Origin of the sequence: Neorhizobium sp. T6_25 (assembly GCF_002968555.1) — a bacterium.
GTDB lineage: Bacteria > Pseudomonadota > Alphaproteobacteria > Rhizobiales > Rhizobiaceae > Neorhizobium.
The window spans coordinates 40,595-60,966 of record NZ_PVBL01000002.1; the positions used below are offsets into that span (position 1 = coordinate 40,595).

General features: G+C 63.2%; 17 protein-coding genes. 7 read left to right on the forward strand and 10 right to left on the reverse strand.

Features of this window, described 5'->3' with window-relative positions:
* Positions 1–52: 52 nt before the first annotated feature.
* Complete coding sequence (locus C5L10_RS02380; RefSeq protein ID WP_105428389.1) at positions 53–2,488, forward strand: DNA translocase FtsK; 2,436 nt, start codon at positions 53–55, stop codon at positions 2,486–2,488.
* Between the two features lie 12 nt (positions 2,489–2,500).
* On the opposite strand, the gene C5L10_RS02385 is transcribed toward C5L10_RS02380, so the two are convergent.
* From C5L10_RS02385 to C5L10_RS02405, 5 genes are all read right to left on the reverse strand, one after another.
* Positions 2,501–2,830: a hypothetical protein gene (locus C5L10_RS02385; RefSeq protein ID WP_105428390.1), complete on the reverse strand. Its 330-nt coding sequence runs from the start codon at positions 2,828–2,830 to the stop codon at positions 2,501–2,503.
* Between the two features lie 29 nt (positions 2,831–2,859).
* Positions 2,860–4,029 (reverse strand): pyridoxal phosphate-dependent aminotransferase, encoded by a 1,170-nt coding sequence (locus tag C5L10_RS02390; RefSeq protein ID WP_105428391.1) that lies wholly within the window; start codon positions 4,027–4,029, stop codon positions 2,860–2,862.
* A gap of 92 nt (positions 4,030–4,121) precedes the next feature.
* On the reverse strand, positions 4,122–4,658 hold the full coding sequence (locus C5L10_RS02395) for a flavin reductase family protein (protein ID WP_105428392.1): 537 nt from the start codon (positions 4,656–4,658) through the stop codon (positions 4,122–4,124).
* On the reverse strand, positions 4,655–5,563 hold the full coding sequence (locus C5L10_RS02400) for an aldo/keto reductase family oxidoreductase (protein ID WP_105428393.1): 909 nt from the start codon (positions 5,561–5,563) through the stop codon (positions 4,655–4,657). The genes C5L10_RS02395 and C5L10_RS02400 overlap by 4 nt, the downstream gene beginning before the upstream one ends.
* The gene (locus C5L10_RS02405; RefSeq protein WP_105428394.1) at positions 5,563–6,720 is read right to left on the reverse strand and encodes an LLM class flavin-dependent oxidoreductase; all 1,158 of its coding nucleotides are present in this window, start codon (positions 6,718–6,720) and stop codon (positions 5,563–5,565) included. The genes C5L10_RS02400 and C5L10_RS02405 overlap by 1 nt, the downstream gene beginning before the upstream one ends.
* A gap of 104 nt (positions 6,721–6,824) precedes the next feature.
* On the opposite strand from C5L10_RS02405, the gene C5L10_RS02410 reads away from it, so the two are divergent.
* Both C5L10_RS02410 and C5L10_RS02415 read left to right on the forward strand, forming a co-directional pair.
* Positions 6,825–7,529: a GntR family transcriptional regulator gene (locus C5L10_RS02410; RefSeq protein WP_038545893.1), complete on the forward strand. Its 705-nt coding sequence runs from the start codon at positions 6,825–6,827 to the stop codon at positions 7,527–7,529.
* 21 nt (positions 7,530–7,550) lie between these two features.
* Positions 7,551–9,542 (forward strand): alpha-glucosidase, encoded by a 1,992-nt coding sequence (locus tag C5L10_RS02415; RefSeq protein ID WP_105428395.1) that lies wholly within the window; start codon positions 7,551–7,553, stop codon positions 9,540–9,542.
* Between the two features lie 195 nt (positions 9,543–9,737).
* Here C5L10_RS02415 and C5L10_RS02420 read toward each other — a convergent pair whose 3' ends face one another.
* Genes C5L10_RS02420 through C5L10_RS02430 form a run of 3 tightly spaced genes read right to left on the reverse strand, consistent with a single transcriptional unit; the run spans position 9,738 to position 12,735 of the window.
* A complete protein-coding gene (locus C5L10_RS02420; protein ID WP_105428396.1) occupies positions 9,738–10,379 on the reverse strand; it encodes a ThuA domain-containing protein in 642 nt (213 codons plus the stop codon).
* Between the two features lie 18 nt (positions 10,380–10,397).
* Positions 10,398–11,501: a Gfo/Idh/MocA family protein gene (locus C5L10_RS02425; RefSeq protein ID WP_105428397.1), complete on the reverse strand. Its 1,104-nt coding sequence runs from the start codon at positions 11,499–11,501 to the stop codon at positions 10,398–10,400.
* 34 nt (positions 11,502–11,535) lie between these two features.
* On the reverse strand, positions 11,536–12,735 hold the full coding sequence (locus tag C5L10_RS02430) for an ROK family transcriptional regulator (protein ID WP_046666399.1): 1,200 nt from the start codon (positions 12,733–12,735) through the stop codon (positions 11,536–11,538).
* Positions 12,736–12,966: 231 nt separating this feature from the next.
* On the opposite strand from C5L10_RS02430, the gene C5L10_RS02435 reads away from it, so the two are divergent.
* From C5L10_RS02435 to C5L10_RS02450, 4 genes are all read left to right on the forward strand, one after another.
* Positions 12,967–14,262 (forward strand): ABC transporter substrate-binding protein, encoded by a 1,296-nt coding sequence (locus C5L10_RS02435; RefSeq protein ID WP_046666400.1) that lies wholly within the window; start codon positions 12,967–12,969, stop codon positions 14,260–14,262.
* A 120-nt stretch (positions 14,263–14,382) separates the two neighbouring features.
* Positions 14,383–15,309 (forward strand): carbohydrate ABC transporter permease, encoded by a 927-nt coding sequence (locus C5L10_RS02440; RefSeq protein WP_172716906.1) that lies wholly within the window; start codon positions 14,383–14,385, stop codon positions 15,307–15,309.
* Positions 15,302–16,186, forward strand: a complete 885-nt coding sequence (locus tag C5L10_RS02445) for a carbohydrate ABC transporter permease (RefSeq protein ID WP_172716889.1) — start codon at positions 15,302–15,304, stop codon at positions 16,184–16,186. Before C5L10_RS02440 ends, C5L10_RS02445 begins: the two co-directional genes overlap by 8 nt.
* Before the next feature lie 21 nt (positions 16,187–16,207).
* A complete protein-coding gene (locus tag C5L10_RS02450; protein WP_105428399.1) occupies positions 16,208–17,278 on the forward strand; it encodes an ABC transporter ATP-binding protein in 1,071 nt (356 codons plus the stop codon).
* Between the two features lie 23 nt (positions 17,279–17,301).
* On the opposite strand, the gene C5L10_RS02455 is transcribed toward C5L10_RS02450, so the two are convergent.
* Complete coding sequence (locus C5L10_RS02455; RefSeq protein WP_105428400.1) at positions 17,302–17,922, reverse strand: nucleoside triphosphate hydrolase; 621 nt, start codon at positions 17,920–17,922, stop codon at positions 17,302–17,304.
* Positions 17,923–18,027: 105 nt separating this feature from the next.
* On the reverse strand, positions 18,028–20,340 hold the full coding sequence (locus C5L10_RS02460; RefSeq protein ID WP_172716890.1) for a xanthine dehydrogenase family protein molybdopterin-binding subunit: 2,313 nt from the start codon (positions 20,338–20,340) through the stop codon (positions 18,028–18,030).
* Between the last annotated feature and the right edge of the window lie 32 nt (positions 20,341–20,372).

Here is a 20,372-nt window from a genome sequence, read left to right on the forward strand (position 1 = left end):
TATTTTCTACTTCCTATGAGAATGTGCCCTTCCCGTATCTCGTCTGGTTGTCATGCAGTTCTCACGCAATAATCATCCTCAGAGTTCTGACCTTTCCAACGCCGAAGACGACGCTGTCGACCCGGCGCAGCCGGGTCTTCGCCGCCAGAATCTGGCTGATCTCAACCAGTCGGCGATCGAGCAGGCGCCATGGCAGGCGGCGTTCCGGCTGGCCCCGAACGTGCGGTTCACCCGGACGCCCGAAAGTGCGCTGGCCCGCAAGGCGAATGCCGGGCAGGCTCCTGCGGAGCAGGGCGAAGCGCCGGTTGCCGAGCAGATCGACATCATCCCGTCCGAAGCGTTCCTGACCCCGACCGCGGATGATTCGCAGGGCGCCGGCGAGGTGCTCCCCGCCCCGATCGAACAGATCGCGGGCCTGCAGCAGCTTGCGGCGACGATGCGTTACCATGTGCCGGAAACGCCTGCCGTCGCGCAGCCCGAGAGGCCTGAGGAGGCAGCGCCAATCGCGGTGCCGCGCCAGGATATCGCGATCTCCGATTTCGCCTTCTGGGACGCCATGCCCTTCGAACTCGAGAGTCCGGTCGTTGTGGAAACGGGCGTTCAGCCGGCCGAACCGCCAATCGCAGCTGCCGTGGTGCAGCCGGGCGAACCGGTGACGGCGCTTTATCGTGAAGTGCCGCGCAGGAGCGTGGCCAGAACCGTGGTTGTTGCGCCGTCTCCGAGGCCGGAGCCGGTGAAGGTGCCGGAGCCCGTCGCACCTGTCCGGGTCGCTCCGCAGCGTGTGATGAAGGCCAGGGCACCAGTGGTCGAACCGGCGCCTGCCCCTATTACACAGGTGCCGGTGCCGGCACCCGCCCCCGCACCCGCCTTGGTCACGGCCGCCCCGATCGTCGCTCAACCCGAAATCCTTCGTCCGCGGGCCGTCCGGCCGGCAGAGGCGGAATACGAATTCCCGCCGATCTCGCTCTTGCAGGAGCCGCAGGGCGAGCGTGGCCAGGCGATGCAGCCGGATGCTCTTCAGCAGAGCGCCGGCCTGCTCGAAAGCATTCTCGAGGATTTCGGCATCCGCGGCGAGATCATCGACGTGCGGCCGGGCCCGGTCGTGACGCTTTATGAATTCGAGCCGGCGCCGGGCGTCAAATCTTCGCGCGTCATCGGCCTTGCGGACGATATCGCCCGGTCGATGTCGGCTCTGTCGGCCCGCGTTGCCGTGGTGCCCGGCCGCAACGTGATCGGCATCGAGCTGCCGAACGCGACGCGCGAGACCGTGTATTTCCGCGAACTGATCGAATGCGAGGACTATTGGGAGACCAAGCACCGGCTTGCGCTCTGCCTCGGCAAGACGATCGGCGGCGAACCTGTTATCGCTGAGCTCGCCAAGATGCCGCATCTGCTCGTCGCCGGCACCACCGGATCGGGCAAATCCGTCGCCATCAACACGATGATCCTGTCGCTTCTCTACCGGCTGCGGCCGGAGGAATGCCGGCTGATCATGATCGATCCGAAGATGCTGGAGCTTTCCGTCTATGACGGCATTCCGCACCTGCTGACCCCGGTCGTGACCGATCCCAAGAAGGCCGTCCTGGCGCTGAAATGGGCGGTCCGCGAGATGGAGGATCGCTACAAGAAGATGTCGCGCCTCGGCGTCCGCAATATCGACGGCTACAACCAGCGCGCCGCGGGTGCCCGCGAAAAGGGCGAGGTCATCACCGTCAGCGTCCAGGCGGGCTTCGACCGGCAGACCGGTGAAATCCTCTACGAAGAGCAGGAGATGGATCTCTCGCCGATGCCCTACATCGTCGTCATCGTCGACGAGATGGCCGACCTGATGATGGTCGCCGGCAAGGATATCGAAGGCGCGATCCAGCGGCTGGCGCAGATGGCGCGCGCTGCCGGCATCCACCTGATCATGGCGACCCAGCGCCCCTCGGTCGACGTCATCACCGGCACGATCAAGGCGAATTTTCCGACCCGTATCTCCTTCCAGGTCACGTCGAAGATCGACAGCCGCACGATCCTCGGCGAGCAGGGTGCGGAGCACCTGCTCGGCCAGGGCGACATGCTGCATATGGCCGGCGGCGGGCGGATTTCCCGCGTCCACGGCCCGTTCGTTTCGGACGCCGAAGTCGAACTGGTGGTCCGCCACCTGAAGACGCAAGGGCGGCCGGATTATCTCGGCACGGTTACCGAGGATGAAGACGACGAGGAAGACGAGGACGTGTCGGGCCAGGAAGCCGTGTTCGACAAGAGCGCGATGGGCGGAGACGACAGCGACGAGCTTTACGACAAGGCCGTCAAAGTGGTCATGAAGGACCGCAAGTGCTCGACCTCCTATATCCAGCGCCGCCTCTCGGTCGGTTACAACCGCGCCGCCTCTCTGGTGGAGCGTATGGAGCAGGAAGGCCTGGTCGGCCCCGCCAACCATGTCGGCAAACGCGAGATCATTGCTGGCGGACGTTCCGCCGCAGCCGAGGATTTCGGGGACTGATCGCCGGCAGCCCTATCGTTGGCGGCAGATGAAGGGCAGGAAACTGCTCGCGGTGCCGAAATTCATCGCCGCCATGGTCAGCGCATTGGCGAGCTCGATCTCCTTGGGCGAGTGCGGGCAGACATCCGCACCGCTCGAACAGCCGTCGGCGATGAACTTTTCGTTGCCTTTGATGAACTCGGCGCTAACGCCCTCGAGCCCGATGAAATCCTTGGCCCGGTTCCAGGCGCGCTCATAGCGGACGCATTTCTCCTTGGCCCAGGCTTCGACTTCAGCATCCTCGGCACGGGTGGGACCGAAGCTCGCCAGAGTGACGGCAAGGATCAACAGAATTCTGGTCATGCGGCACCCGGATCGAGGGCTCCGGCGGATCACCGGCTGCGGATATAGTCGCTGAGCCGGTTCGCGGCATCCTCGACCTGCAGCGGATCGCGCAGGAAACAGGCGCGCATGAAGCCTTGTCCGCCTGGGCCGAAGGCGGTTCCCGGTGCGAGGCCGACACCGGTCTTGTCGACGATCCTGAAGGCTTCCTCGCGGCTGTCGGTGACGCCGTCGATCTTCAGGAAGGCATACAGTGCGCCGGCAGGTTTTAGCGTTTCCACACGGTTGGTAGCGATCAGAGCATCACAGAAGATGTCGCGGGACTTTCGCGCTCGCTCGATATTGGTGCGGACGAAGTCGTCGCCCTGTTCGAGAGCCGCAATCGCGCCCTTCTGCATGAACTGGGCGACGCCCGAGGTCGAATACTGGATGAGGTTGGTCAGCGTCTGGCCGATTTCCGCCGGTGCGACCATCCAGCCGACACGCCAGCCGGTCATGCACCAGTTCTTCGAGAAGGAATTGGCGAAGATGATCCGGTCTTCCGGCTCCATGACGTCCATGAAAGACGGCGCGCGGGAGCCTTCGAAATAATAGAGGCCGTAGATCTCGTCTGCGACGATCCACAGGCCGTGCTTGCGGGCGAGTTCGAGGACGGCCTTGAGGTCGTCATGGGTCGCGGTCCAGCCGGTCGGGTTGGAGGGCGAGTTGATGAAGAGGGCGCTGGTCTTCGGGGTGATCGCCGCCTTCAGCCGGTCGATATCGAGCGCCCAGCGACCGTCGATAAAGCCGAGCTCGACGGTGACCGGCTTGGCTTCCGAAACGCCGATGGCGTTGACGACGTTCGGCCAGGCGGGAGAGAGATAGACGATCTCGTCACCGGCGGAGGCGACGGTCTGGATGGCGAGCACGATCGACTGCATGCCGGAGCCGGTGACATAGATGTTGTCGACCGACAGGTCCCGCCCGTAGTGCCGCTGGTAATATCGGACGATCGACTCTCGGAGCGCCGGAATGCCTTGCGTCCAGGTGTAGAAGGTCTCGCCGGCGAGCAGGGCTTCGCTGGCGGCGCGGGTGATGAAATCGGGCGTCGGCAGGTCGCCTTCGCCGATCCAGAGCGGCATCAGGTTTTCGCGGCCTCGGGCATAGGTTACGATCTCGCCAATGCCGCTGCGGGGCGCTGCCGCGGCGCGGGCGCTGATCTCCGGTCTGATGATTGTCATGGATTGCCCTGTCGGTCCTGCTGGTTTGTCGCAAAACTGACTTGGCCCAACCGCGCCCGCGGGTCAATATTTCCCGTGCCGGATTTTGGTCTTTACTGGCTGGTAGTGCTCGCGAAACGGCCGAAAGTGCCGCGGGAGAAACACAGCGGATCACCTTCGCGGTGGGCCGCGCGCAGCACGCGGCCGAGGATCAGCGTGTGATCTCCGGCGTCGTGCATCGAGGAGAGTTCGCATTCGAAGCGAGCCAGCGTGCCGGGGATGACCGGCACGCCTTCGTGGTTGTGGTTCCAGAACAGCTCTTCGAACCCCAGACCGCCGCGCGTGAACCGGGCGCTCAACAGGTCCTGGTCGGCGCTCAGCACATGGATGGCGAAGTGGCCCGCCGCCGTGAAGGCGGCATGGCGTGACGAGCTCTTGGCCGGCGACCAGAGGACCAGCGGCGGATCGAGCGACACCGAGGTGAAGCTGTTGACCGTCATGCCGATCGGGCCATCCGGAGTTGTCGCCGTCACCACAGTCACACCGGTCGTGAACGCCCCGAGCGCATTGCGATAATGCCGCGCGGTCGATGCATCCGGAATGAAGATCTGTTCGCTGGATATGCTTGCGGTGTCGGCAGTGATCATCATGGCACCTGCTTTCCGATTGCGGCTGTGTAGAGTTCGAACCAGGTCTGGCGATCGATCGTCACCTTGGCGGCGTCCGCGCTGGTGGCGATACGGGCGATATTGTTGGTGCCGATGATCGGAAGAATGTTTGCCGGGTGGTGCAGCAGCCAAGCCAGCGCCACGGCCGACGCATCGACGCCCTGTTCTGCCGCGACCCGTTCAAGCACGGCCATCAGAGGCTGGTGTTCGGGCTTGAAGATGCCGCCGCGGGCGAGCGGTGACCAGGCCATCGGCGCGATGTTGCGCTCCTGCAGATAGGCGAGATCGCCATTGGTGAATGCCTCGGAGGCGAGGAGGCTGATCTCGATCTGGTTGGTGACGAGTTCGGCCTCCATGGAGGATTGCAGCAGCGAGAAATCCCAGGGGCGGAAGTTCGAGACGCCGACGGCGCCCACCTTGCCGGATGCGACCAGGGCGTCGAGCGCCGGGCCGATTTCGTCCGGATCCATCAACGGATCGGGCCGATGGATCAACAGCAGATCGATGTGGTCCGTCGCCATGTCGCGCAGCGAGGCCTCGACCGACGCGGTGATGTGGGCTGCACTGGTATCGTAGTGCTTGCCGCGGACAGCGGAATGGCGGCCGGCCGGCGCGACGATGCCGCATTTGGTGACGATCTCGATTTTGTCACGTAGCGAAGGCGAGGCCTTCAGCGCCCCCCCGAAAATCGCTTCCGCCGTATAGCCGCCATAGATGTCGGCCTGGTCCATGGTGGTGATGCCCTGCGCCAGGCAGGCTTCGATCTTCGCCTGGACATGTTTCGGCGAGGTATCGGCATCGTCGCCGATCCGCCACATGCCATAAACGAGGCGGCTGAGCTGGAGATCGGGCGAAAGTTGAATGCGGTCTAGGTGATGAGGGGGCATCAGTGTCGTCTCCCGTTGCCGAGCGGCGTTGCGGGTGTCTCGGCCGGCACGCGGCCATAGGCATGCGGCAGCGAACAGGTCTTGAGCTCGGGCAGCACCTTTTGGCCGAAATGTTCCGCTTCGTCGAGATGCGGGTAGCCCGAAAAGATGAAAGCCCGGATGCCCATCTTCTTGTAGGCCTCGATTTCCGAAAGCACCTGGTCGGCGGAGCCGACAAGTGCCGCGCCGCAGCCGGAGCGAGCCCGGCCGATGCCGGTCCAGAGGTGAGGTTCGACATAGCCGAACTTGTCGGCGAGTTCGCGGGCCTTCGCCTGGTGCGAGACACCGAGCGAGGTGCTGTCATGGGCGCGGCTGCGGATCAGCTGGCCGTATTCGTCGTCCAGCTTGGAGACCAGATGCTCCGCATATTCGCGGGCCTCTTTTTCGGTGTCGCGGACGATTATGTGGACACGCAGGCCGTAATCGAGCGTCCGGCCATGGGCGGCGGCGCGGGCATGGGCTGCCTTCATGCGCTCGGCCAGCTGGTCCTTGGTTTCAGGCCACATCAGGTAGACGTCGCATTGGGCGCCGCAGAGCTCCAGCGCATCCGGCGAATAACCGCCGAAATAGAGAAGCGGGCCGCCGTTCTGCTGGTAAGGCCTCGCCGGTTCGGTGGTGACGCCCTTGAAATTGTAGACCTCGCCCTCGTGATCGATCGTGTCGCGGGTCCAGGCCTGGCGGAGGATCTGCACGACCTCGTGGCTGCGGCGATAACGGAAGGCGCTGTCTGCGACTTCGCCGGGGAAATCGGAACTGATGACGTTGAGCGTCAGCCGGCCCTTCAGCATGTGGTCGAGCGTGGCAACCGTGCGGGCGAGCATGATAGGCTGCATTTCGCCGCAGCGGATCGCCGCCAACAGATTGATCCTGTCGGTGATTTGCGAGGCGGCCGCGGCGAAGCTCAGCGTGTCCTGACCGACCTGATAAGACGAAGGGCAGAGGATGTTGCGGAAGCCGAGCGCCTCAGTGCGCTTGACGATGTCGGAGCAATGTTCCCAGCTCGATTTCAACGTGTCATCCGGGACGCCGAGATAGGCGTAGTCGTCTGAGCACAGGGCGGCGAACCAGGATACCTCGGCGGCATCGAGATCGGGGGATGTTATGGGCACGACGGTCATCAAAATTCTCCTCGACTCCTGGGACTTGAATATCATCCGCGTTCGTGTAAATCAATAGTGTATCAATTTCGAATGCGTCATTCCCTGGGGAGGGGGAACGGCTTATGGACAGTTATCCGGGCAGTCTGCCGATCTATCTGCAAATCGCCGAACTGCTGGTTCGCGACATCGCGGCCGGCCGGCTCGTCGACGGCGAGAAGCTGGCGCCGGAGCGCGACATGGCTGTGCAGCTCGGCATTGCCGTCGGCACGCTACGCAAGGCGCTGGCGGAACTCCAGAACCGCGGGCTGCTGGAACGGGTGCAGGGGTCCGGCAATTACGTCCGGGCGATCAGCGATCCGAAGAGCGTCTATGCGATGTTCCGGCTGGAACTGATCCAGGGCGGCGGCCTGCCGACCGCGGAATTGCTCGACGTGATGCGGCTCGACAAACCCAAGGACCTGCCGAGGTTCGGCTTTTCGCCGGAAGGGCATCGCATCCGCCGCATCCGTCGGCTGTCGGGCAAGGTCGCGGCGCTCGAGGAAATCTGGCTCGACGGCTCCTATGTGGCCGCGATCACGCCGGAAGACCTGTCGGAATCGCTTTATCTCTACTACCGCACCCGGCTGGGTCTCTGGATCGTCCGGGCGGAAGACAAGATCGACCTCGACACCGTGCCCGACTGGGCGCCGCCGGCCTTCGGCCAGAAGCCGGGTGCGCCAATCCCCCATGTGCTGCGCATGAGCCAGGCGCAGGACGGCGCCCTGGCCGAGGTTTCCCGCACATGGTTCGACCATTCCGTGGCGCGATATGTATCGCGGCTGCGATAGAAACAATCGAGTACCGACAAGATGAAATTCGAGACGACACAAGACGGTTTTTCCATATCGCTGAACGGCCGCAGCATCCTGCGGCACAGCGCTGCCTCGCCCTGCATATTCGTCGGCCAGGGACAGGAGCGGATGGACATGTACCGCGGCAATTTCGAGGTTGAGGATTACATCGTCGAGCGCAGCGCTCTGCGCCATGCGGAAATCGACGGCAGCACGATCAGCCTGTCGGAGGCGGAGGGCCGGGCGCCGCGGCTGGAGCTGACGGTCTCGGAAACCGCCGTGCATTTCCGGTCATTGGACGAAACGATCAACCGCTTCTGGATCCGCATCCATGCGGACAACGACGAGCATGTCTGGGGCGGCGGCGAGCAGATGTCCTATTTCGACATGCGCGGACGCCGCTTTCCGCTCTGGACCTCAGAGCCCGGCGTCGGCCGCGACAAGACGAGCGAGATCACCTTCAAGTCCGACCTGAAGGACAAGGCGGGTGGCGACTATTACAATACCAACTACCCGCAGCCGACCTATATTTCCTCGGCGCGTTATGCCCTGCATATGGAGACGACCGCCTATTCCGTCTTCGATTTCCGCCGCAAGACCTTTCACGAGATCGAAACCTGGGCGGTGCCGGAGCGGATCGAACTGTTTGCCGCACCGAATTTCGTCGAACTGGTCGAGGCCCTGTCGCTGCGGTTCGGGCGGCAGCCGGAACTGCCGGACTGGGTCTACAAGGGCGCGATCATCGGTCTCAAGGACGGCGTCAATTCCTTCGCGCGGCTGGAAAAGATGCGCAATGCCGGCGTGCAGGTCTCCGGCCTCTGGTGCGAGGATTGGGTCGGCCTTCGCCAGACCTCGTTCGGATCGCGCCTCTTCTGGGACTGGCAGGCGAATGACGAGCGTTATCCGGACCTGCGCCAGCGCATCGCCGAGCTGAACGGCGAGGGCATCCGCTTCCTCGGCTACGTCAATCCCTATCTCTGCGTCGACGGTTCGCTGTTTCCGGAAGCGGAAGCGGCGGGCTATTTCGCCAAGGACCAGCTTGGCCGCACGGCGATCGTCGATTTCGGCGAATTCGATTGCGGCGTCGTCGATTTCACCAACCGGCAAGCGGCCGATTGGTTTGCCGAGGAAGTCATCGGCCGCCGCATGCTCGATTTCGGACTGACCGGCTGGATGGCCGATTTCGGTGAATACCTGCCGATCGATGTGGAACTTGCGAACGGCATCGATGCCAAGCTGATGCACAATGCCTGGCCGACCCTCTGGGCCGAAGTCAACGCCAAGGCGATCGCCAGCCGCGGCAAGACGGGCGAGGCGCTGTTCTTCATGCGAGCCGGCTTTACCGGCGTGCAGAAACATTGCCCGCTGCTGTGGGGCGGCGACCAGTCGGTGGACTTCTCGCGCCATGACGGGCTGGTCACGGTGATGTGCGCCGCGCTTTCGTCAGGCCTGCTGGGCAACGCCTATCACCATTCCGATATCGGCGGGTATACGAGCCTGTTCGGCAACGTCCGCACGCCGGAACTCTTGATGCGCTGGGCCGAGATGGCCGCCTTCACGCCGGTCATGCGCAGCCACGAGGGCAACCGGCCGCGCGACAATATCCAGATCGACCAGGACCCCGAGGTGCTGGAGCATTTCGCCCGGATGACGCGGATCTACGTGCATCTGGCGCCGTACCTGAAGACGCTCTCGACCGAGGCCGCCGCCCGTGGCCTGCCGGTGCAGCGGCCGCTCTTCCTGCATCACGAGCACGACCCGAAGACCTATGCCATTCAGGATGCCTATCTTTACGGCCCGGAATTGCTGGTGGCACCGGTCTGGCATGCGGCGCAGGAGGTGCGGAGCGTCTATCTGCCGGAAGGGGCGAGGTGGGTGCATGTGTGGAGCGGCGTCGAATATGCAGGCGGGGAAGAGGTGACGGTGCCGTCGCCGATCGGTTGTCCGCCGGTGTTTTACCGGATGGATGCGGCTTTTGCGGAGACCTTCAAGGCACTGAAGGGGATGTAGGATACGAGCCGGTGCGGCAAGCTCCCACTAATCTCCCCCTTGAGGGGGAGATGTCGCCGAAGGTGACAGAGGGGGGTAGCGACGGCGCGGCAACCGAGTGGCGGAAGAATATGCCGAGAGGTCACCCCCCTCTGCCCTGCCAGGCATCTCCCCCTCAAGGGGGGAGATCGAAGGAGGCGTCGTCTCAGTCCAATCTCAACGCGCCGCCCAGCTGGCACCACGGCGGAAGATCGTCTTCATCTGCGGCACGTCGAATTCCTTGGCCTGGTGGCCGAGCGAGGAATAGAAGACGCGGCCCTCTCCGTATTTCCGCTTCCAGACAACCGGCATGACGACGCCGTCGATCCAGTAGGCGTGGTCGCCGGTAAACGTCGTCGTCGCCAGCACCTCGTTAGAGGGGTCGACATGCATGTAATATTGCTCGGACGTGTAGGGGAAATCGGCGATCCCCTCCATCAGCGGATCATCCGGCTTCGTGATGTTGACCGTGTAGTCGATGATATTGCCGGGATGGGCGACCCACTGGCCGCCGATGATGAACTGGTAGTCGACCGACTCGCGAAAGGCGTCGCCCGCACCACCGTGATAACCGGCAATGCCGACACCGCCCTGAACGGCTGCCGCGAGGTTCTTCACCTCTTCCTTCTCGATTTTCGACATGGTCATGATCGGCACGATGAGGCTCAGATCATGGATCGAAGGGTCGGCGAAGGCCTCGGTCGAATGCTCGAGATAGACCTTGAAACCGTCTTCCTCCAGCATGTCCTTGATGATCTCGGCGCATTCCTGCGGTTCGTGGCCGCTCCAGCCGCCCCATACGATGAGTGCTTCACGCATTTCAGTCTTCCTCCAGAATTATTTCGCCAGCTGGCCGTCAACAAGCGATTCCGACAGCGGAGCGGGCCGCTCCGTCGCCGTGGTGATCTTGATCGTGCGCCCTTCGGCGGAGGCCGTGTGAAAGGCTTCCATGACCTCCAGCACATGCAGCGCCAGATCGCCGTTCGCGCGGTGCGGGCGGTTGGAACGGATCGCGTGGGCCAGGTCCGCGACGCCGATCGAGCGATAGTTGCCGTCCGCATAGGGTAAGGTGGTGGGCTGGTCTTCGAATTGGCCGCCCTTCTTCAGATAACCGACGGGCCCCTCGAAACGGTTGGGGTCCGGCACGATCAGAGTGCCCTCGGTGCCGTAGACTTCGAGCGGCACATGCTTGTGACCGGCGACGTCGAAGCTCATGCCGATCTGCACGACCGCGCCGTTGGCAAACGCCATGACACCGGCCACATGGGTCGGAACGTGCACCGGAATGCGCTCGCCGTTGCGCGGCTCGCTGGTGATGATGCGCTCCTTGCGGGGGGTGATCGCAAAGCCCGCCACCTGCGACACCGGGCCGAGCAGGTTGACGAGATCGGTGATGTAATAGGGACCCATGTCGAGCATCGGTCCGCCGCCGACCTCGTAATAGAAGGCGGGGTTCGGGTGCCAGCGCTCGTGGCCGGGGCACATGAAGGTGGCGGTGCCGCCGACCGGAATCCCGATGACGCCCTGGTCGATCAATTCGCGGGCGGTCTGGTGGCCGCCGCCGAGGAAGGTGTCGGGAGCGGCACCGATGCGCAGGCCCTTGGCCTTTGCAACCTCCGCCAATTTTTTCCCTTCCGCGAAATTAATCCCGAGAGGTTTTTCCGAATAGGTGTGCTTACCCGCATCGAGCGCCTGCAGCCCGACGGCGACATGCGCCTTGGGGATCGTCAGGTTGACGATGATCTCGATCTTCGGATCGGCGAGCAGCTCATCGACGGTACGGGCCTGGAGGTTGAATTCGGAAGCTTTCGCCTCGGCCAGATCGCGGTTGAGATCGCCCAGCCCGCGGATATCGAGAATCGGAAAAGCGGATGTCATCGCCTTCAGATAGGCGCCCGAAATATTGCCGCATCCGATGATGCCGATACCGACTTTATCCATTGTTTCCTCCCGATGAATGCTGATGTTTGGCGCGTCAGAGCGCCGGCCCGGTGGTGCTCCAGGGCGATTCGTAAAGTTCGTAAAGTGCTACGGCCGCCGCTCCCTGCGCCCAGAAATCATCCGTGGAATCATCGAAGACGAGCTCGCTGACACCCTTCAGAGACGGCGGAATGGCTAGCGCATAGGCATCGCGCAGGCTGTTCAGGAACGGTTCGCCGAGCGCCAGCGACGAGCCGACGAGGATGACGCGCGGCGGCGCGAAAAGCGTGACGATGTTGGCGATCGTCAGCCCGACGGCCTCGCCGGCGCGAACGGCTGCGGCGATCAGCCGGTCGTCGTCGGCCTGGATCAGTGCCTGGACATGGGTCATGCCGCGGCCGAGCCGCACCGCTTCGGCAAAACGCCCGTCCGCCTGCTGTTCGCCGAGGATGGCGCTCTCGCCAGCCTGGCTCGAAAGCCGGACGATGCCCTGGGGTCCCATGCCGAGCACGAGATCACCGAGGTTGTGGCTAAGGCCGCCGGCACCGCGGAAAAGCCGGTTGCCGTGCAGCACGCCAAGGCCGAGCGTCTGTTCGAGCGATATCAGGACCATGTCTTCCAGATCGCGCGCCTTTCCGAACCAGTGATGTCCGAGCGTGATAGCGTGGGCGTCACTCTCGACGATGGTCGGCGTCGACAGGCGCGTGGACATTTCGGCCGCAAAATCGATGTTGATCTCGCGAAAAATCGGGCTCGAGCGGACGTGTCCGGTGCGGTGTTCGATGACGCCCGGAAGTCCGAGGCAGACGCTGTCGACATCTTCCAGCGACAGGCCGGCATCGACGACACAACGGCGCACGCCATCCTCGACGAGATCGGCGATCACCGCGATCGGCTGGCGGTCGATCCGGATCGGCAGGGTGAGCTGGGAGAGCACGTCGCCGCGGAAATTGGTGACGACGAAGACCATGCGGCTTGCAGCGATCTTGGCGCCGACCACGCGGGCGGCGTCCGGATTGACTTCGAGCATGACGCGGGGCCGGCCGCGCACGGCCTCGTTGCGGATATCGCCCTCGTGGCGGGTCAGGATCAGCCCGTCGTCGAGCAGCGAACCGGTGATGGCCGAAACGGTGGTCGTCGAGAGCTCGGTGCGCTCGGAAATCTCCACGCGGGAGATAGGGCCCCGCCGCCGGATCGTGTCCAGCACGCTGAGACGATTCATCGCACGCATGAGTTCTGGATCGGCGGTTTTCATCTCTTCTGCGCACTCGTCGGCTTCTGCACCAACCGCTATTTAATACGAGGTGCAAATTAAATTCGGTTTGTTCTAGATCTGAATTTACGGGGTGTGCAATAGATAAAAGCAGCAAATGCCGCAATTTTTGCCAAAATCCGGCAATGTCGCGCAGGGCTATTGACAGATGCGTCGGCCTTGCCGATTATTTAATTCGGATACAGGAATAAAGCTTTGGGAGGAGCGCCTTCAATGTCCAATAGATACTACAGGATGCGTTTGATTTCCGCGACCGCTGTTGCCCTCGTAGGTGGCATGTTCACGGCCGGCGCTGCTGCAGCGGACAGCGTCATTCGCTGGATGCATGTCGAGCAGGTGCCGGGGAATGTTGCAGCCTGGAACCAGATTGCCAGGGATTTCGAGGCCAAGCATCCCGGCGTCAAGGTCGAACTGCAATTTCTGGAAAACCAGGCCTTCAAGGCCAAGCTGCCGACGCTTCTGCAGTCGAATGACGCGCCAAGCATCTTCTATAGCTGGGGTGGCGGCGTCTTAAAGGCACAGTCCGAAACCGGCACGCTGCGGCCGATCAATGCTGCACTCGACGCGAACGGAGGGGAGTGGCGCAAGTCGATCAACGCCTCGGCGGTCGATGGCCTGACCTTCGACGGCAAGGTCTGGGCTTCGCCCTCCAAGAGTGGCTTGGTTTCCTTCTATTACAACAAGGAACTGTTCAAGAAGGCCGGCGTCGATGCCTCGAAGATCGCCACCTGGGACGATTTCCTCGGCGCCGTCAAAACGCTGAAACAGGCAGGCGTGACGCCGATTGCCGGCGGCGGGCGGGACAAGTGGCCCCTGCATTTCTACTGGAGCTATCTGTCTATGCGCGAGGCGGGGCAAAAGGGCTTTGCCGACGCCAAGGCGGGCAAGAACGACGGATTTGCCGGCAAGCCTTTCGTCAAGGCCGGCGAGCGCCTGGCCGAGCTCGGCAAGCTTGAGCCTTTCCAGAATGGCTATCTGGGTGCGACCTGGAACGATGCGCTTGCCACGTTCGGCGATGGTCGTGCCGCGATCATCCTGAGTTTCGAAAACACGCCCTCGACCCAAGCGTCGAATTCGACCAGCCGCAAGGGCCTTGCCGACGATAATATCGGCCGCTTCCCGTTCCCCGTCGTCAGCGGAGGACCCGGCGTGACCACCGACAGTTTCGGCGGTCTCAACGGATGGGCAGTCACCAAGAACGCGCCGCCTGAAACCGAGGAGTTCCTCCGCTACATGGCAAGCGTCGACGTGCAGAAGGTGCTCGCCAGGGATACGCAGATCATGCCAGTGACCAAGGGCGCGAGCGAAGCGATCTCCAAGCCGCTGCTGAAGGAAGTTGCCGAAGCTCTTGCCAAGGAAACCTGGCACCAGAACTTCCTCGACCAGGACCTCGGCCCCAATGTCGGCGCGATCGTCAACGACATCAGCGTCGAGGTGGTCTCCGGTAACATGAAACCGGCTGACGCGGCGCAGCAGATCGAGGACGCCTATTCCCTCGAGCGAAAGTAAGCGCAGTGCCGGCGCTCCCGCTCCCCTAAGGTTCCAGCAACCCTGGGAGCGCCGGTTCCCGTCCTCGCCTGACGGCGTCTCGCAGCCCGAAAGGCTCGAAAATCGATGAGCGATATGCTGATGTCTGCCAATGCCGTCCCATCCGGGAATACACTTGCGGTATCGCGGCGCCGCAAGCGGTCCCTTGCCAACAGCAAGTGGCCGGTGCTGATCCTGTTCCTGCCGCCGGCGCTTCTTCTGTTTACGGTGCTGGTCATTCTGCCCATGGGCGAAGCGGCCTGGTATTCCTTCTACAACTGGAACGGCTATGGCAGCCCGACGCAATGGGTCGGCTGGCGCAACTACCAGCTCATTTTCCGCAATGGCGCCTTCACCCAGGCTTTGATCAACAACGGCCTGATCGTGCTCGCCTCGCTCTGCGTGCAGGTTCCGCTGGCGCTCTGGCTGGCGACGATGATCTCCAGCCGGATCAAGGGGGCGCTGTTCTTCCGGCTGATCTTCTTCCTGCCTTACGTACTCGCGGATGTCGCGGCCGGGATGATCTGGCGTTTCGTCTATGACGGGGATTTCGGTCTCGTCGCCGGTATCTCGCAGATGCTCGGTGTCGAGGCGCCCTTCTGGCTGGCCGACCGGGACCTGGCGATGTACGCGATATTGGGCGTCGTGGTCTGGAAGTATTTCGGTTTTCACATGATGCTCTTCATCGCCGGCCTGCAGGCGATCGACAAGAGCGTGCTGGAAGCGGCCGACATCGACGGTGCGACCGGTTTCCAGAAATTCCGGCTTGTGACGCTGCCGCTGCTCGGCTCCACCGTGCGTCTCTCCGTCTTCTTTGCGGTCGTGGGTTCGCTGCAGCTTTTCGATATGATCATGCCGCTGACCGGCGGGGGACCGTCGAACTCGACGCAGACGATGGTGACGTTCCTGTACAATTTCGGGGTGACCCGCATGCAGGTCGGGTTCGGCAGCGCCGTTGGCGTGGTGCTGTTCGTGATCTGCGTGACGCTCGCCTTCAGCTACAAGCGGGTGTTCATGCGCAATGACTGATATCTCGACAGCACAGCCCATCGATGCCGCCAGCGCGCCGACGTCCGGCCAGCGGATCCGCGCCGGCACGCAGGTCTATATGTACGTGTCGCTGATCATCGTGGCGGCAATCGTGGTGGTGCCGCTCATCAGCACTGCGCTCGGCGGCTTCAAGACCCTTGGCGAACTGCGCGGCAATCCCTTCGGCCTGCCGATGGAATGGCAGTGGTCGAACTACACGGATATCATCGTCAGCAAGCGCTACTGGCTGCAGATGAGCAATTCGCTGATCATTGCCGTGCTGACGGTGTTCCTGACGTTGACCTTCGGCGCCATGGCCGCCTTCTGCTTCGCGCATATCCGTTTCTTCGGCGCGGATTACCTGGTCAACTATTTCCTGATCGGGCTGATGTTCCCGGCAGCAACGGCCATCCTGCCGCTCTACATCCGCATCCGCGATCTGGGGTTGATCGATACGTACTGGGGCGTGGTGCTGCCGCAGGTGGCGTTCGGCATGGGCATGAGCATCATGCTGTTCCGCAACTACTTCCGCAATTTGCCGTCCGAACTCTTCGACGCGGCCTTCGTGGACGGCTGCGGCTACATGCGCTTTTTCTGGCACATCACGCTGCCGCTGTCGCGGCCGATCATCGCCACCGTCGGCATCATCTCCTTCGTCGGCAGCTGGAACAGTTATATCGTGCCGCTGATCATGCTGAATTCCGAGAGCCGTTATCCCTGGCCGCTCGGCATCATGATCTATCGGGGCGAATTCAGCACCGAATGGCAGCTGGTGCTCGCCTTCATCACACTCACCATCCTGCCAACCATCATCGCCTTCTTCCTGGCCCAGAAGCACATCATCGCCGGTCTGACCGCCGGTGCAGTGAAGTCCTGAGCCCGACCCGGAGTAACTCGCATGGCATCCGTCGAACTCAGACAAGTCCGCAAGGCCTATGGGGCGCTCCCGGTCATCCATGGCGTGTCGCTGGCAATCGAAGACGGCGAGTTCGTCGCGCTGGTTGGTCCGTCCGGCTGCGGAAAATCGACGCTGCTGCGGATGATTGCCGGGCTTGAGGAAATCACCGCCGGCGACGTCGTCATCGACAACGCCGTGGTCAACGAGCTTACTCCGCGCGAGCGCAACATCGCCATGGTGTTCCAGTCCTATGCGCTTTATCCGCACATGACGGTCGCCGAGAACATGGGCTTCAACCTGCGCCTTTCCGGAACCCCGAAGCCGATGATTGCCGAACGCGTCGCCGAAGCGGCACGCATGCTCGACCTGATGCCGCTTCTCGACCGCAAGCCGGCGCAGCTTTCCGGCGGCCAGCGCCAGCGCGTCGCCATGGGCCGGGCGATCGTCCGCAACCCGGCCGTCTTCCTGTTTGATGAGCCGCTTTCAAACCTCGACGCGAAACTCCGCGTGCAGATGCGCTCGGAGATCAAGCAGCTGCACCAGAAGGTCGGGACGACCTCGATCTACGTCACCCACGACCAGATCGAGGCGATGACGCTCGCCGACCGGATCGTCGTCCTCAACCAGGGAAGGGTGGAGCAGGAGGGCACGCCGATGGAGCTTTATCGCAAGCCGGCCAACCTCTTCGTCGCCGCCTTCATCGGTTCGCCGGCAATGAACCTTCTCGACGGTACCGTCGATGGCGATGGCGGCGAGGCTGCCGCGCGTCTCGGCGACGGCACCTCGATCCGCATCGCGCCGGAGCGCAAGGTGAAGCGCGGTCAGGCGATCAAGGTGGGCCTGCGTCCGGAACACCTCAGCCCTGGCGCGGGCGGGACGGCGCTTGCCGGCCAGACACTGCTGGTCGAGCCGACCGGCGCGCAGACCCACATCGTCTTCGATCTCGCCGGCCATCCGGTGGTCGCGATCGTCGACGGCGAATATCCGGCCCGCTACGGCGCGCGGTTCGAAGCCAACATCCCGGCCGAACAGGTACATGTGTTCGACCGCGAAACGGGCGTGGCCCTCTAGTCAGGCATTGCCCGCAACAGACCTTAGAAGCTTTCGAGCCTGATGTCGGCCGGCCGCGAGTGGGTGAGGATGTAGCGGCCGTTCGGCAGGTCGTTGCCGTCGAGTTTCCAGGCAATCGCGGCTTCATCAAGCCCGTAATGGACCCAGCGCGCCTTGAGTCGCTCGCGGAGCACCTCTTCCGAGGGGCCGACAAAAATGGTGAAGTCGAACATCTCGGCGAGCTGCGACCAGGGCGCTTCGTCGATCAGCAGGTAGTTGCCTTCCGCCAGAACGATATGGGTGTCGGGGGAGATGGGGCGGGCCGAGGCGATGGCGATCTCGCGCGATCGATCGAAGACCGGTACCAGCACTTCCTCGTCTCCCTGCCGCACCGCTTTTAGGATGTCGGCAAAACCGCGCACGTCGAAAGTCTGCGGCGCGCCCTTGCGGGGCAACAGGCCGCGGGCTTCGAGGAGGCCATTGTCGAGGTGGAAGCCGTCCATCGGCAGGATTTCGGCGGTTTCCCCTCTCGCCAGCAGGGCTTCGTGCAGGGCGTCGGCGAGCGTGGATTTTCCGCCGCCCGGCGGGCCGGCGACCGCAACGATGAAACGTCGCCTGTCGCTCGCCCGCTCGATGACGGTGTTGGTGATGTCGTCCAGTGTCATTGCGTCGACGCCTCGTATTTCATCTTGTCGAAATGAACTTCTAGCGTCCCGCAATGCGTTCAGGCAATCCACGAAGGCATGGATGCGGCGCGCGCGGATGAGGTCTTATCGAGCGTTCTCCCTGGCCGTCTTCAGGGCGTCCCAAACCCTGTAAGGTGTCGCGGGCATATCGAAATCCTCGACGCCGGCCGAGCGAAGCGCATCTAGGACGGCGTTCATCAGCGTCGGCAGCGCCCCGGTCGTGCCGGCCTCACCGCCGCCCTTGACGCCGAGCACGTTGGTGGGCGAGGGCGTCGGCAGGTCGAAGAAACGCGGTGTCGGCATGAAGTCGGCGCGCGGCATGAAATAATCCATGAAGCTGGCAGTCAGCATCTGGCCGCTGTCGCGGTCATAAACGATATGCTCGCCGAAGACTTGGCCCGCGCCCTGGGCAAGACCGCCATGCATCTGGCCTTCGAGCAGCGTGTGATTGATGACATGCCCGGCATCGTCGACGCCGATATAGGAGGTGACTTTGGTCTCGCCGGTATTCGGGTCGATCTCCACTTCGGCCACATGCACGCCGCCGGGGAAATTTCGCTCCGGCTGGATCGAGGCGAGCGTATCCAGTGCGTTGCCATCCGGCGTGAGGTTGCGGGCGGCCAGTTCCAGAAGCGAGATCGACATGTTGGTGCCGGCCACCTTGTAGTGGCCGTCATCGAATTCGATGTCGGTCTCAGAGGCTTCCAGCGCCTCGGCGGCGAGCTTCAGGCCCTTTTTCACCACCTCGCGGGAGGTGATCGTCAGCGAGGCGCCGTGCGAGGCCATGGTCCGCGACCCCATCGTGCCGGCACCCTTGAGCTTGTGAGGCGCATGAACGCTGTTGGCGCGCAGGTTGATCAGGTTCTCGTCGATGCCGAGTTCCTTGGCAACCAGCCGCGGCAGCACCGTCTCGTGGCCCTGGCCCGCGGAACCGGACAGCGTGTAGAGCGTCAGCGTGCCGTCCGCCTCGAAGCGGATCTCGGTTTCTTCCGGCATATGGCCGCCGCCGGACGGTTCGACGAAGACGCCCATGCCGATACCGCGCAGATGGCCGCGGTTCTCGGACTCCGTCCGGCGGGCTTCGAAACCTTTCCAATCGGAAACCGATACAGCCTCTTCCAGCATCGCGACATAGCCGCCGCTGTCGTAGACCGTGGTCGGTGTCGTGTAGGGATAGGCGTCGTCGGGGATCAGGTTCTTCCGGCGGATTTCGATCCGGTCCATGCCGAGATCGGTTGCGGCCTGATCCACCAGCCGCTCGACGAAATAGTTGATGTCCGGACGGCCCGCGCCGCGATAGGCGGCGATCGGCGAGGTATTGGTGAAGGCGAGGCGGTTGAGGCCGAAGATAGCGGGAATGCGGTAGCAGCCGGTGCCGGTCAGCATCGGGTTCAGGACGTTGATCAGCGCGCCGGCCGGCGAATGGTAGGCGCCGAGATCGCAGACGACGTTCATCCTTATGCCGAGGAATTCGCCGGCTTCGCTGAGCGCCATCTCCCCGGTGAACCGGACGGCGCGGCCGTGATAATCGGCAAGGAAGCTTTCGGTGCGGCTGGCGGTCCAGCGCACCGGCCGACAGAGTTTCCTGGCTGCTAGCATGATCGCCGCATATTCCGGATAGGCCGCGCCACGGATGCCGAAGCTGCCGCCGACATCACCCATGTGGTGCCGCACCTTTTCCGGCGGATGGCCGGAGAAGCGGGCAAGGCCATCGGCAAGGCCCGTGCCCTGGCTGGCGGAATAGACGTCGAAGACCTCCGTTTCGGCGTCGTATGCCGCCATGAAGGATTTGAGTTCGAGCGGGTTGGCGGCGACGCGCTGCGACTCGACCGTCAGCGTCGAGATATGCGCGGCCTTGGCGAAGGCTTCATCGGCTACCGCCGTGTCACCGAAACTGTGCAGGAAAACCAGGTTGCCCGGCACCTCGTCGAAAAGCTGCGGCGCGCCATCTTCCAGCGCGGCCTCCGGATCGATGATCGCCGGCAGGTCCTCGTAATCGACCGCGATCAGCTCGACCGCATCGGCAGCCGCCTCGGCGCTGTCGGCCACGACCATGGCAACCGGTTCGCCGACGAAACGGACGCGGTCGGTCGACAAAGCATAACGGTGTGGTGCCTTGATCTTCATGCCATCGACGCCGGGGAAGGAGACCAGCGGGCCGGGGGCGATCAGGTTCGCTTCGAGCGCATCCTTGCCGGTCAGCACGATATGAACGCCCGGTGCATCAAGCGCCGCCTCGACATCGATCGAAACGATGCGCGCATGCGGCTGGTCGGCTCTCAAGAATGCGGCGTAAAGCTGGTTATCCAGCACCTTGTCTGCGGTATATGCGCCCTGGCCGGTAACAAGTCTTATGTCTTCCCGGCGACCGGTGAAGACCTCGTGATCACTGCTCAAAACCACTCTCCCACGCCATGCAATTTTCTGCC